General features: G+C 74.0%; 13 protein-coding genes. 4 read left to right on the top strand and 9 right to left on the bottom strand.

Annotation, left to right across the window (positions count from 1 at the left end; all coding sequences use genetic code 11):
* Positions 1–21: 21 nt before the first annotated feature.
* The 4 genes from IE331_RS07170 to IE331_RS07155 form a co-directional block, all read right to left on the bottom strand.
* The gene (locus tag IE331_RS07170; protein WP_192142064.1) at positions 22–357 is read right to left on the bottom strand and encodes a non-heme iron oxygenase ferredoxin subunit; all 336 of its coding nucleotides are present in this window, start codon (positions 355–357) and stop codon (positions 22–24) included.
* Entirely contained in the window at positions 357–1,535 is a 1,179-nt protein-coding gene (gene sufD, locus IE331_RS07165) for a Fe-S cluster assembly protein SufD (RefSeq protein WP_192142062.1), read from the bottom strand. The genes IE331_RS07170 and sufD overlap by 1 nt, the downstream gene beginning before the upstream one ends.
* Before the next feature lie 67 nt (positions 1,536–1,602).
* Positions 1,603–3,030 (bottom strand): Fe-S cluster assembly protein SufB, encoded by a 1,428-nt coding sequence (gene sufB / locus IE331_RS07160; RefSeq protein WP_192142059.1) that lies wholly within the window; start codon positions 3,028–3,030, stop codon positions 1,603–1,605.
* On the bottom strand, positions 3,027–3,746 hold the full coding sequence (locus IE331_RS07155; protein WP_192142057.1) for a helix-turn-helix transcriptional regulator: 720 nt from the start codon (positions 3,744–3,746) through the stop codon (positions 3,027–3,029). Before IE331_RS07155 ends, sufB begins: the two co-directional genes overlap by 4 nt.
* A gap of 89 nt (positions 3,747–3,835) precedes the next feature.
* Here IE331_RS07155 and IE331_RS07150 point away from each other — a divergent pair, with 89 nt between their 5' ends.
* The 4 genes from IE331_RS07150 (at position 3,836) to IE331_RS07135 (ending at position 7,896) form a co-directional block, all read left to right on the top strand.
* Positions 3,836–4,783 (top strand): ABC transporter ATP-binding protein, encoded by a 948-nt coding sequence (locus IE331_RS07150; RefSeq protein WP_318646791.1) that lies wholly within the window; start codon positions 3,836–3,838, stop codon positions 4,781–4,783.
* On the top strand, positions 4,780–5,562 hold the full coding sequence (locus IE331_RS07145; RefSeq protein WP_192142055.1) for an ABC transporter permease: 783 nt from the start codon (positions 4,780–4,782) through the stop codon (positions 5,560–5,562). The genes IE331_RS07150 and IE331_RS07145 overlap by 4 nt, the downstream gene beginning before the upstream one ends.
* Positions 5,553–6,506, top strand: coding sequence for a COX15/CtaA family protein (locus tag IE331_RS07140; RefSeq protein WP_192142053.1), 954 nt, complete (start codon positions 5,553–5,555; stop codon positions 6,504–6,506). Before IE331_RS07145 ends, IE331_RS07140 begins: the two co-directional genes overlap by 10 nt.
* Positions 6,507–6,615: 109 nt before the next feature.
* Positions 6,616–7,896 (top strand): right-handed parallel beta-helix repeat-containing protein, encoded by a 1,281-nt coding sequence (locus tag IE331_RS07135; RefSeq protein WP_192142051.1) that lies wholly within the window; start codon positions 6,616–6,618, stop codon positions 7,894–7,896.
* A 7-nt stretch (positions 7,897–7,903) separates the two neighbouring features.
* Here the strand turns inward: IE331_RS07135 and IE331_RS07130 are convergent, their stop codons facing one another.
* Genes IE331_RS07130 through IE331_RS07110 form a run of 5 tightly spaced genes read right to left on the bottom strand, consistent with a single transcriptional unit; the run spans position 7,904 to position 12,843 of the window.
* Complete coding sequence (locus IE331_RS07130) at positions 7,904–8,881, bottom strand: glycosyltransferase (protein WP_201931357.1); 978 nt, start codon at positions 8,879–8,881, stop codon at positions 7,904–7,906.
* Complete coding sequence (locus tag IE331_RS07125) at positions 8,878–10,140, bottom strand: glycosyltransferase family 4 protein (protein ID WP_192142049.1); 1,263 nt, start codon at positions 10,138–10,140, stop codon at positions 8,878–8,880. The genes IE331_RS07130 and IE331_RS07125 overlap by 4 nt, the downstream gene beginning before the upstream one ends.
* On the bottom strand, positions 10,119–11,060 hold the full coding sequence (locus IE331_RS07120; RefSeq protein ID WP_192142047.1) for a glycosyltransferase family 2 protein: 942 nt from the start codon (positions 11,058–11,060) through the stop codon (positions 10,119–10,121). Before IE331_RS07120 ends, IE331_RS07125 begins: the two co-directional genes overlap by 22 nt.
* Entirely contained in the window at positions 11,057–11,860 is an 804-nt protein-coding gene (locus tag IE331_RS07115; RefSeq protein ID WP_192142045.1) for a polysaccharide deacetylase family protein, read from the bottom strand. The genes IE331_RS07120 and IE331_RS07115 overlap by 4 nt, the downstream gene beginning before the upstream one ends.
* A complete protein-coding gene (locus IE331_RS07110; RefSeq protein WP_192142044.1) occupies positions 11,857–12,843 on the bottom strand; it encodes a glycosyltransferase family 2 protein in 987 nt (328 codons plus the stop codon). The genes IE331_RS07115 and IE331_RS07110 overlap by 4 nt, the downstream gene beginning before the upstream one ends.
* Positions 12,844–12,953 lie beyond the last annotated feature (110 nt).

Raw genomic sequence — 12,953 nt, 5'->3', positions numbered from 1 at the left:
TCTCTCGCTGTCTCAGCGGGTTCAGTCAGGGGTGACGCCGTTGAGCGTCGTGGCGGTGTCGACGTACAGGTCCTCGCCGCGCACCTCGACGGGGAAGGTCGCCACCGGCTCGGTGGCGGGGAACGACGTGGGCTTGCCCGTGCGCAGGTCGAAGTGCGAGCCGTGCAGCCAGCACTCGATCTGGCAGTCCACGACCTCCCCCTCGGACAGCGCGACGGCGGCGTGCGAGCAGAGGTCCTGCAGGGCGTAGAACTCCTCGCCGTCCCGGGCGATGGCCAGGTCGAGGGGGCCGATGGTGACACCGAGGGCCTCGTCGGCCGGCACCTCGCTCACGGCGCAGGCTCGTTCGAACGCCATCAGAAGGCCTTCAGCACGTTCTTGGCGAGCTCCGCCTCGACGGTGGCGACCAGCTCCTCCTCGAGCGCCGGCACCTGGATGCGACGGATCAGGTCGTTGAAGAAGCCGTGCACGACCAGCCGCCGGGCCTCGTTCTCCTCGACCCCGCGGGAGCGCAGGTAGAACAGCTGCTCGTCGTCGAAGCGTCCGGTCGCGGAGGCGTGGCCGGCGCCGGCGATCTCGCCGGTCTCGATCTCGAGGTTCGGCACCGAGTCGGCCTGGCAGCCGTCGGTGAGCACGAGGTTGCGGTTCTCCTCGTAGGTCTCGATGCCCTCGGCGACCTTGCGGATCAGCACGTTGCCGACCCACACGGTGTGCGCGCCCTCGCCCTGCAGCGCGCCCTTGTAGACCACGTTGCTCTCGGTGTTCGGCGCGTTGTGGTCGACGAAGAGCCGGTGCTCGATGTGCTGGCCGGCGTCGGCGAAGTACAGCCCGAGCATCTCGACGCTGCCACCGGGGCCGGCGTACTCGGCGGTGGTGTCGTGGCGGACCACGTCGCCGCCGAAGGTGACGTCGACGTGCCGGAAGGTGGCGTCCCGGCCGACCTGCGCGTGCCGGTGGCCCACGTGCACGGCGTCGTCGGCCCAGTCGTCGATGTTGACGACCGTGAGCTGGGCGCCGTCGCCGACCACGATCTCGACGTTGTCGGCCAGCGTCATCGAGCCCTCGAAGCGGAACACCACCGTCGCCTTGCTGTGCGGCTCCGCGGTGACGACGGCGTGCGTGGCCGAGGCGTCCTCGGTGCCGGTGCCAGTGAGGGTGACCACGATCGGCTCCTCGACCACGGCCTCGGTGGGGATCCGCAGCGACAGGGTGCGGGCCGCCGCCTCCCAGGCGCGGGCACTGATCCGGTCGTTGGGGACGAACCCGCTGGTGCCCTTCACGGCGTTGTCGGCGCCGAGCAGCTCGGCGACGACGCCGTCGGGGGCGGTCACCACCGGGGTGTCGGTGTCCCCGGTCAGGGCGGTCTCCTGGTGCAGGCCGCGCAGGCGCTTGAGCGGGGTGAACCGCCAGATCTCCTCGCGCCCGGTGGGCACCGGGTGGTCCTCCACGCGGAAGGACCCCTCGGGGTGCAGGTGCGAGGACACCTTCGTCGTCTCGATGGCCTCGGCGACAGCCGGGGTCTCAGTCACAGTCACTACTGGTCGCTTTCTGGGTGGGGAGATTCGGTGCCCGGTGGGGGGGCGGACGGCGCGCGGGAGGCGCTCAGCCGACCGCGCCCTCCATCTGCATCTCGATCAGCCGGTTCAGCTCGAGGGCGTACTCCATCGGGAGCTCCTTGGCGATCGGCTCGACGAAGCCGCGCACGATCATCGCCATCGCCTCGTCCTCCTGCATGCCGCGGGACATGAGGTAGAAGAGCTGGTCGTCGGAGACCTTGGAGACGCTCGCCTCGTGGCCCATCGACACGTCGTCCTCACGGATGTCGACGTAGGGGTAGGTGTCGGAGCGGCTCACCTGGTCGACCAGCAGTGCGTCGCACAGCACGTTGGACTTAGATCCGTGCGCGCCCTCGTTGACCTGGATCAGCCCGCGGTACGACGTGCGCCCCCCGCCGCGCGCCACCGACTTGCTCAGGATCGAGCTCGAGGTGTGCGGGGCGGCGTGCACCATCTTGGCGCCGGCGTCCTGGTGCTGGCCCTCACCGGCGAACGCGATCGACAGGGTCTCGCCCTTGGCGTGCTCCCCCATGAGGTAGATCGCGGGGTACTTCATCGTCACCTTGGAGCCGATGTTGCCGTCGACCCACTCCATGGTGGCGCCGGCCTCGCAGGTCGCCCGCTTGGTGACCAGGTTGTACACGTTGTTCGACCAGTTCTGGATCGTCGTGTACCGGCAGCGGCCGCCCTTCTTGACGATGATCTCCACGACCGCGGAGTGCAGCGAGTCGGAGGAGTAGATCGGCGCGGTGCAGCCCTCGACGTAGTGCACGTAGGCGTCCTCGTCGACGATGATCAGCGTGCGCTCGAACTGGCCCATGTTCTCGGTGTTGATCCGGAAGTAGGCCTGCAGCGGGATGTCCACGTGGACGCCCTTGGGCACGTAGATGAACGAGCCGCCCGACCACACCGAGGTGTTCAGCGCGGCGAACTTGTTGTCGCCGACCGGGATCACCGTGCCGAAGTACTCCTGGAAGATCTCCGGGTGCTCGCGCAGCGCGGTGTCGGTGTCGAGGAACAGGACGCCCTGCTCCTCGAGGTCCTCGCGGATCGAGTGGTAGACGACCTCGGACTCGTACTGCGCCGCGACGCCGGCCACGAGGCGCTGCTTCTCCGCCTCGGGGATGCCGAGCTTGTCGTAGGTGTTCTTGATGTCCTCGGGCAGGTCCTCCCACGAGGTGGCCTGCTTCTCGCTGGAGCGGACGAAGTACTTGATGTTGTCGAAGTCGATCGCCGACAGGTCCGAGCCCCAGGTGGGCATGGGCTTGCGGTGGAAGAGCTTGAGGCCCTTGAGCCGGAGGTCGAGCATCCACTGCGGCTCGCTCTTCTTCGAGGAGATGTCGCGGACGACCTCCTCGTTGAGCCCGCGGGTCGCGGTGGCGCCCGCGTCGTCCTTGTCGGACCAGCCGAACTCGTAGCGGCCGATGCCCTGCAGCTCGGGGTTGAGCTCTTCGATGCTGGGGGTCGTGGTCATGGTCGGGCTCCACTCTCGTCGTCGGTCGGGAGATTCGGGATACAGGTCGTGCACACGCCGTCACCGTGCGCGATCGTGGCGAGTCGCTGCACGTGGCGGCCGAGCACGGAGGCGATCGCCTCGGTCTCGGCCTCGCACAGCTGGGGGAACTCGTGGGCGACGTGGGCCACGGGGCAGTGCTGCTGGCAGAGCTGGTCGCCGATGGGCAGGGCGCGCACGGAGGCGGCGTACCCGCCGTCGGTGAGCACCCTGGCCAGCACCTCCGGCGGCGACAGCTCGGGGTGCAGGTCGGAGACGGTGGCGAAGTCCCGCTCGATGAACGCCACCCGGCGGCGGGCGAACTCCAGCACGGCCTCGTCGCCCTGCTGCTCGGCCAGGAACCGGAGGGCCTGCGCGGCGAGGTCGTCGTACTGCTGGTCGAAGGCGTCGCGACCGGACTCGGTCAGGGCGAAGACCCGCGCCGGCCGTCCCCTGCCACGGGGCCCGTGGACGCGCTGCTCACCGGCCTGCACGGCACCGTCCTCGACCAGGTGGTCGAGGTGTCGGCGGACCGCGGCCGGGGTCAGCCCCAGCCGGCGGGCCAGCTCGACCGCGGTCGAGGGACCCTGCTCGAGGATCGACCGGGCCACCCGCGCGCGCGTGGGCGCGTCAGCCTCGCGGGCGGCGCGCTGCGGCCGCTCGCTGTCGGGCTGATCGGGGGTCCTGACGAATTGCACAACATCATTGTTGCGTTATTGCTGGCACCGGTTCAAGTAAGGCACCCCTTACCCCCGGGTGCCGCGGCCCGGCTTCCTAGACTGGGACGGTGCCCGCCCCCTCCCCGCTCGAGCCTGCCGTCGAGATCACGGGCCTCGTCATGCGGTACGGCGACACGGTGGCCGTGGACGGACTCTCGATGCGGGTCGAGCGCGGCAGCATCACCGCGGTCCTGGGGCCGAACGGCGCCGGCAAGACCACGACCCTGGAGACCTGCGAGGGATTCCGGCGTCCGCAGGCCGGAAGCGTCCGGGTGCTCGGTCTCGACCCGGTGCGACAGCGGCGGGACCTGCTCCCCCGGATCGGGGTCATGCTCCAGTCCGGCGGCGCCTGGTCGGGCATCCGCGCCGAGGAGATGCTGCGGCACGTGGCCGCGCTGCACGCCCACCCGGTGCCGGTCGGGCTGCTGGTCGAGCGGCTCGGCCTCGACGAGTGCGGGCGCACCCCCTACCGGCGGCTCTCCGGTGGCCAGCAGCAGCGGCTCGGCCTCGCGATGGCCCTGGTCGGCCGGCCCGAGCTGGTCTTCGTGGACGAGCCGACCGCCGGCATGGACCCCGCGGCGCGGCGCACCACGTGGGACCTGCTGACCGAGCTCCGCGGGGCCGGGGTGACGATCGTGCTCACCACGCACTACCTCGAGGAGGCCGAGCGGCTGGCCGACCAGGTCCACGTCGTGGACCACGGCCGGGTGATCGCCAGTGGCTCACCGTTCGAGCTGACCCGGTCCCGGGGCCGGGCCACCATCAGGCTGGTGGTCACCGAGCCGTTCCCCGAGTCCGCGCCCGAGTCGCTGCGGCGCGCCCTCGGCGAGGACACCGAGGTCACCCAGATCAACCAGCAGAGCCTGCTGGTCACCGGTCCGGCGGACGCCTCGACGCTGGCCAAGGTCTCGGCGTGGTGCGAGGAGCAGGGCGTGCTGCCGGAGTCCCTGACCCTGGCCCAGCGCACCCTCGAGGACGTCTTCCTTCAGCTCACCGGACGGGAGCTGAGCCCATGAGCGGGCCGGTCAGCGCCTTCACCCCGGCGCCCGGCGCCGCGCCCCTGTCGAGGCAGGTCCGGGTCCAGACGGCCACGGAGTGCCGCCTGCTGGTCCGCAACGGCGAGCAGCTGCTGCTGGCCGTGGTGATCCCGGTCCTCGCCCTGGTCGGCGGGGTCCTTGGGGCGCGCAGCCTGGGCCTGGACCTCTCCCGGGAGCCGGTCGACGTGCTCACCCCCGGCGTGCTGGCGCTGGCGGTGATGTCGACCTCGTTCACCTCGCTGGCGATCGCCACCGGCTTCGAGCGCCGCTACGGGCTGCTCAAGCGGCTCGGGGCGTCGCCGCTCCCCCGGGTCGGTCTGCTCCTCGGCAAGATCGGGGCCCTGCTCGTCGTGCAGACCGGGCAGTTCGTGGTCATCGGCGCGGTGGCCCTCGGCCTCGGCTGGAGCCCCGACCCCGGTCCGTTCGGCCTCCCGCTCACGGTGGCCGGGGTCCTGCTGGGCACCGCGGCGTTCGCCTCGCTCGGGCTGGCGCTGGCCGGGACGCTGCGTGCCGAGGCGACCCTGGCGGCGGCGAACCTGGTCTACCTGCTGCTGCTCATGGGCGGCGGCGTGGTGCTCCCGAGGTCGTCGTACGGCGCGGCCGGCGACGTGCTGCAGGTGCTGCCGTCGGCGGCCCTGGGTGACGTCATGCGGGCCGCCCTGGTCGACGGCTCGGCGGACCTGTCCGGGCTGCTGGTGCTGCTCGTGTGGGCCGCTGTCGGGTCCGTGCTCGCCGGACGCTACTTCAGGTGGGAGTGACCGTGCTCGCGACGTACCTGCGCCCGCTGGCGATCGCCAACCTGGTGGCGAACATCGGGATCGTGCTCACCGGCGCGGCGGTCCGGCTGACCGCCTCCGGGCTGGGCTGCCCCACCTGGCCCCGGTGCACGGACTCGTCCTACGTGCCGCACGGCGAGCTCGGGCTGCACGGCGCGATCGAGTTCGGGAACCGCCTGCTGACCTTCGTGCTGGTCGTGATCGCCATCGCCTGCTGGGCGGCCGCGGTGGCCCACCGCCGGACCGAGCCGGTCGCCGGCCGCCTGCCGCTCAGGCTGGCGACCGCCGTGGCTCTCGGCATCCCCGCCCAGGCGGTGCTCGGAGGGCTGACCGTCCTCACCGACCTCAACCCCTGGCTGGTCGCCTTCCACCTGCTGCTCTCGATGCTCCTCATCGCCCTGTGCACCTGGCTGGTGTGGACCCTGACACCGCACCCGGTCGTGCCGGCCGGTGAGACCGGTGCGGCCGCCGCCGCCCGGGACCGGCTGGGGCCGACGGCCTGGCTCGTGGTCGGCTCCGGCTGGCTGGTGCTCTACCTCGGCACGGTCGTGACCGGCTCCGGGCCGCACGCGGGTGACGAGGACTCGCCCCGCACGGGCCTGGACCCCCAGGTCTTCTCCCACGTCCATGCGAGTGCGGTGTACCTGTTCGTGGCGCTCACCGTCGGCCTGCTGGTCCTCGCGCACCGGGCCGGACGCCCCGACCTGCGTCGGGCTGTCGGCGTCCTGCTCGCCATCGAGATCGGGCAGGGGGCGGTGGGCTTCGTGCAGTACGCCCAGGGCCTGCCGGTGCTGCTCGTCGCCGCGCACCTGCTCGGCGCCGCGCTGACGTCGGCGGCACTGGCCTGGGTCATCCTCACGGCCCGCGCGCATGACCCGGCCGAGGCCGGGACCAGCACGGGAAGGGCCACCAGGGCCGGCACCTGATGGACCGTTCGGGCCATCTCTGACTGGGGAGGCCCGAAGTGTTGAGGGTTTCCTTAGGTTGAGCCGGGTCTGCGGCCCCGCAGGCACCTCGATCCCCGGAGGAGCCACCGTGCACCGCACCGGTCCGCGCGTCACCGCCACCCTGCTGAGCCTGCCGGTCCTGGCGGCGTGGGCCCTGGTGGTCGTGCCGGGGGCAGCGGTGCCGGCGGCCGCCGGCACCGCGGACGCGTCCACCAGCTACCACGTCTCGCCGGGCGGATCGGACCAGGCCGACGGCACCTCGCCGGAGACCGCCTGGCGGACGCTGGAGCGAGCCTCCGCCGCCGTCCTGACGCCCGGCGACCGGCTGCTGCTGCGCCGTGGAGCGGCGTTCACCGGCCGCCTCGTCCTCGCCGAGTCCGGGCAGCCGGGTGCGCGGATCCGGGTCTCGACGTACGGCGTGGGCGCCCGCCCCAGGATCACCGGGGACTGCGTGCATCTCGAGGGCTCGTTCCTCACCCTGCGCGGGGTCGAGGTGCACGACTGCACCTGGGCCGGGATCACGGTCAGGGGGGACGACAACCGCATCCAGCGCAGCCGGGCCACCGGCAACGTCGCCGGGATCACGGTGAAGAGCGGGGCCGAGCGCACCCGCATCCGACGCAACGAGCTGGTGGCCAACAACCGGATGGACACCGACACCCCCGAGCCCCACGACGACTGGGGCGCCTACGGCATCGAGGTGAAGGGCGACCACACCGACATCGGCTGGAACGAGCTCCGCGACAACTGGGCTTCCTCCCACGACTACGGGACCGACGGCGCCGGCATCGAGGTCTACGGTGCCGTCGGCACCCGGATCCACCACAACCGGGCCAGCGACAACCGCACCTTCACCGAGCTCGGCCACGCCCGCACCGCGGACACCGTCTACGCCTACAACGCGGTGACCTCCGACCTCCCGGCCTCGGAGTTCCTCGTGACCCGGGGCGGCGGCAGCCGGCACGGCCCTGTCCTCGGCACCGTCGCCCGGCACAACACCGTCCTGCTCACGGGCCGGCGCACCGAGGGCTTCTGGTGCGACGGCGGCTGCGGCACCGGAGTCCTGCGGCTCACCCGCAACATCATCGTCAGCCACGGGCGGATCGGGTACGCCGACGGCCCGTTCGCCTCGCGCAGCAACGTCTACTGGCAGGGGTCGCTGGAGACCCCGCTCGGCCGAGGGGACCGCTACGCCGCCCCCGGCTTCCGGGACGCCGCCCGGCTCGACCTCCGGCTGCGCCGACACAGCGTCGCCGTCGACCGGGTCCGCCGTGGTCCCGAGCACCGCGACGTCCGTGGTCGGCGGGTCGCCAGGGACGGCGACGCGGACGGGCGGACCCGGGCCGACCTCGGCGCCCACGAGCGCTGAGGCCGCCTCACAGCACGGGCGGGCACTCCGGCCGACACCCGGCCAGCCGGCTGGCCCGGTCGGGCGCGGCCGGTCGGAGCGCGGTCGTGGCCGTGCGCGCGGCCGCCACCAGGGAGTCGTCGTCGGCCGCGAGGTGCACCCGCGGGTCGTCGGCCCAGCGCCTGGTCAGCGGACTGTCCCGGGCCACCACGGGAAGCCCGTTGGCCAGCGCCTCGAGCACCGAGAGCGGCACCCCGATGACCGAGTCCGGTGCGACCGTCGGGAACAGGTAGACGTCCGCCGCCCGGTAGTAGGTCGCCACGTCGACGCGTTCGTGCACCACCCGGACACCGGGCCCGCTGGGGAACGACCCCGGCTCGAGGTCGGAGTAGGGGCTGAGGACCAGCACCAGCAGCCCGTCGCCGGCCAGGGGCGCCAGGCTCGTCAGGTTCCGCCCGGCCCGGCCGTGGCCCACGTGCAGCCACACGTCACCCTCCGGCAGGTCGAGCGCGCGCCGCGCCTCGTCCCGGGCGAGGGTCGAGACCCGGGCCGGGTCCACCGAGGGGGTGAGCAGCTCGGTGCGCAGGCCGCGCGCCCGCAGCGCCGCGACGTCGTGCTCGTTGGCGGCCAGGGCCGTGATCCGGCGCCGGACCCGGCGCAGCAGCCAGCCCGGCGGGTCGCTGTAGCGCTGCAGCAGCACCAGCTGGACCGGCGCGCCCCGGCCCGCGAGGCAGAACAGCAGCGCCCTGGCGAGGACCACGTGACTCAGGCCGCCGACCGGCAGGTAGACCACCGGCTGCCGCGGGTGCCGCAGCAGCCACCAGCACACCGCGACCGGGACCGTCCTGGGCGAGAGCAGCGCCCGCCAGCCGGCCCGCACGGATGCCGCGCGCCCGGCCAGGACGCTGCCGCCGTGGGAGAGCACGTGCTCCGCGACCTGACCGGCGATCACCTGGGCCCCCTCGGTCGGGCGGTCGGCGAGCGCGTCACTGACCAGGACCGTCATCGGGCGGACCGTTCCCCCGAGGCCAGCGAGGCGTAGATGCCCTCGAACCGCGCGGCCACCTCGCTCTGCACGAAGCCGCGGACCTTCTCGGCGGCGCCGGCCCGCAGCCGGGCCCGCAGCGCCCGGTCCTCGACCAGCCTGGCCAGCGCTCGGGCGAGCGCGGCCGGGTCGCCCGGCGGCACGACGAGGGCGGAGTCACCGTCCTCGACCATGTCCGCGATCCCACCCTCGTGGGTGGTCACCAGCGGCGCGCCCAGGGCCATGGCCTCGAGCACCGTGGTCGGGCAGGGGTCCGGCCACTCGCTCGGCAGCGCCGCCGCCAGGCAACCCTGGAACGCCGCCACGACCGACTCGTGCGGCCAGGAGTGGGCGACGTGCACACCGGCGGGCAACGGGGCCGGGAGGGCCGCGTCGGGCCGTCCCGCGAGCAGCAGGTCCGGCCGGTCGGCCGGCAGCCGGGACCAGGCGTCCAGGAGCGTCGGCACCCCCTTCTGCTGGCTGAGGTCCCCGGCGAAGAACAGGTACGGCGCCCCCGGCAGCCCCGGCAGGCCCGGTGCCGTCCCCTCGGACCGGCGCTCCCCCAGCAGGGCGTCGGGGACGAAGTTGGGGACCACCTCCCAGTCGACCCCCGACTCCGGCAGGCCGTTGGCCTCGGCGACGAACCGGCTGACCGGGGTGAACACGTCCACCCGTCGCTCCCGGGCCGGTCGGCCGGCGCGGACCGCGCCGTACATCACCGGTCCGCGGAGCGACCCGTAGTGGCCGCGCGTGCAGGGCAGGCAGCGGGCGGGCGTGGGACCGGCGCACGGCGCCCCCTCGAACATCAGCCGCTTGGTCGCGCAGGCGTGGGAGTAGTCGTGCAGCGAGTGCACCAGCGGCAGCCGGCGGGACCCGGGGACCGGGAGCCACGAGCCCAGGATCCAGTTGTGGCTGTGGACCACGTCGGGCCGGATCCGGCGGGCCAGCCCGGCCAGGTCCCGGGTGGTCAGCGGATCCGGCACCGGGAGCGCGAGCGGACGGTCCGCGGTCGGGTAGAGGCCCGGCGCCCGGTGCCCGACGTTGTCGAGCAGGTGCACGGTCACGCCGGGATCGTCGACCGGGGGCTCGCCGGCCCCCACCCTCAGGGTCCCGACGTGCACGTCGTGGCCCCGCCCGGCCAGGGCCAGCGCGAGGTTGCGCACGTGGCGCTCCTCGCCACCGATGACCGGGGGGTAGAACTGGGCCAGCAGCAGCACCCTCATCGGCGGCCACCGGTCCACGTGTCGACGCTGCCCCGCAGCAGGCCGGCGAGCACGGCGAGCACGCCGAGGAGCACCCCGCCGGCCGCGGGCCGCCGGGACGGCGTGCGCAGGTACCGCCCCGCCGCCGCCGGCAGGCGGAGCGCGAACTGCCGCTCGGCGCCGAGGGCGCCGTCCTTGAGCCGGGCCGAGACCTGGCGCTTCATCACGCCCTCGTCGAAGCAGCGCCGCAGGAAGTAGCGCAGCGTCAGCCTGGCCGGGGGGACCCGGTGCCCGACGACGGCGGACGGCGCGAAGAGGAACCAGTCGCCGGGGTGGGCCCGGCTGGCCCGGAGGCAGAAGTCGGCCTCCTCGCCCCCGCCGACCCGACCCTCCCGGTGCCCGATGTCGGTGGCGAACCCGTCGACGGCCTCGAAGACGCTGCGGCGGACGACGGCGCACCCGCCGTAGAAGTTGCGGATCCGGGCCGGCTCGGTGGGCATCCCCCGCCAGCTGACCCCGACCGTCCACAGGAACTCGTCGGGCAGCCACGCGGGGTGCCGGCGCCCGAAGATGCCCTCCGAGCTGCCGCTCACCCCCATGACCCGGGGGTCGGCCAGCGGCCCGACGAGCTCGGCCAGCCACGCCGGGCGCGCCACCGCGTCGTCGTCCAGGAAGGCCACCAGGTCCGTGTCCAGGGCGGCCACTCCCCGGTTGCGGGCCACCGACACTCCCGAGTTCCGGCCCAGGCAGAGGATCTCCTCCCCCGGCAGGGCCGCCCCGACGGTGCCGGCCAGCTCCTCGTCGCCGTCCACCACGACCAGGACCCGGTCGGGGGCCCGGGTCTGACGGCGCACGGAGGCCACCGCGTCGACGACCTGGTCGAGTCGCTCCTCGGTGTAGGTGCAGACCACGACGCCCAGCGTCTCGGGGCGCCCCTCGGGCGGTTGCTGCGGGCTCATGTCCAGGTCTCCCCTGTGGTGGCTCGAACGGTGCGCCGGACCGCGCGCCAGGCGGGCTGCGCGACCCGCTTGCCGCGCGGAAGCGCCTGGGCCGGGCCCCGCTCCACGAGGTGCAGGAGTGCCGCGTCGTGGTGGTCGGGCCCGACCAGCAGGCGGGAGACCGCGAACGGGCTCCGGCCGCTGTGGTGCACCCGGTGCCCGATCTCGCAGGCGTTGCGGTAGCCGGCTGCCGCGGCCTTCGCCCGGACCCGGCGCGAGTGGTAGCCGTGCGGGTAGCACAGCGACACGACGTCGTGACCGACCAGGTCCTCGAGCTCGGACCGGCTGCGCCGCAGCTGGTCGCGGAGCTCGGCCGTGGGCAGGGCGTCCAGGGGGTGGTGCACGTGGCCGTGGCTGCCGACCTCGATCCCCGCCCCGGTGAGCTCGCGGACCTGCGTGCCGCTCATCAGCGGCACCCCCGGGCCGGGCAGCCAGCAGGCGGTGCCGCCGAGGTGGGCGGTCGGCGCGTAGAGCGTGGCCCGGGCACCGGCGCCGGCAACCACCTCGAGCCCGCGCTCGTGGAAGTCGAGGAACGCGTCGTCGAAGGTCAGCGCGGCCACCCGTCGGCCGGTGGCTGCCGCCGCCAGCGCCTCGGTCAGACCGAGCAGCTCGTAGCCCGCCCCGCGCAGGACGGCCAGCTGGTCCGCGAGCACGGTCGGCGGCACGGTGAGCGCCTCCAGGCCGCGCGGCAGCGGGCTGCCGACGGCGTGGTACATCAGGACCGGGAGCCGGACGCGGCCACCGGTGCTCCGGCCGGTCATGCCACCGCCTCCCGAGCCCGGAGCCGGCCCAGCCGCCGCCCCGAGCAGTCCAGGCTGCCGCGCAGGTAGCCCAGTCCCGCGGCCAGCAGGGCGGCGACCACCCCGGCCACACCCGCCAGGGCGGACGGGTGCCCGGTGACGGCGCGACCCAGCTCGCGCAGCACCGCGGCGGGCAGGCTGTGGCTGAGGTAGCGGCGCTCCGTGGAGGTGGCGTCACCGGCGCCGACCAGCCGGGTGACCCGGGCCTTGGAGAGCCCCTCGGCGTAGGCCCGACGCCACAGGTACGCCGGACGGGTCCGGTCCACCGTGACCCGGTGCCGGACCCGGGACCGGGGCTCGAGCACGATCCGGGCGCCGGGGTTGCGCTGGGTGAGCCGGATGCACAGCTCGGTCTCCTCGCAGCCCAGCGGCAGCAGCCCGAGCCGACCGATCGACTCGTCGAAGCCGCCCACCACGTCGAGGGCACCCCGTCGGAACGACATGTTGGCGCCGATCACGTTGCGGACCCGGGCCCGGCGCACGGGCTGGCCGCGGTAGGAGCAGCCGACCACCCAGTCCAGCTCGGGGACCAGGTGGGCGGGGCGGCGCACCGGCCACACCGGGTGGGCCGCGCCGCCGACCGCGAGCACCCGCGGGTCGGCGTACGGCGCCAGCAGCAGCGTGAGCCAGTCGGCTTCCGGGACCGCATCGTCGTCGACGAACGCCACCACGTCGCCCCGGGCCGCCGCGACGCCGGTGTTCCGGGCGCCCGAGAGGCCGCGGGGGCCCGAGCTCGGCAGCACCCGGACCCCGGGGAAGGCCGACCGGCACTCCGCCAGCAGCTCCGGTGCATGGTCGATCACGAGCAGCACCTCCAGCACCGGGCGGTCCTGGCGGCGCACCGCCTCGACGACCGCGCACAGGCTCTCCCAGCGCTGGCGGGTGTAGGCACACACCACGACCGAGACGCTGTGCTCAGGCGCGCTCGCCCCCAGGGGCGTCATGCCCGGACCGCCGACCCGGCCGGTAGCGCAGGCAGTCCCCGGCCAGGCAGAGGCTGCACTCGGTGCCGGCCCGCAGGTGCTGGTGCGCCGCCGCCGGATGTCCGCATCGG

This window comes from Nocardioides donggukensis (genome assembly GCF_014842875.1).
GTDB classification, from domain to species: Bacteria; Actinomycetota; Actinomycetes; order Propionibacteriales; family Nocardioidaceae; genus Nocardioides; species Nocardioides donggukensis.
Note: the sequence above shows the minus strand (reverse complement) of the source record. Positions and strands in the feature narration are given on the sequence as shown.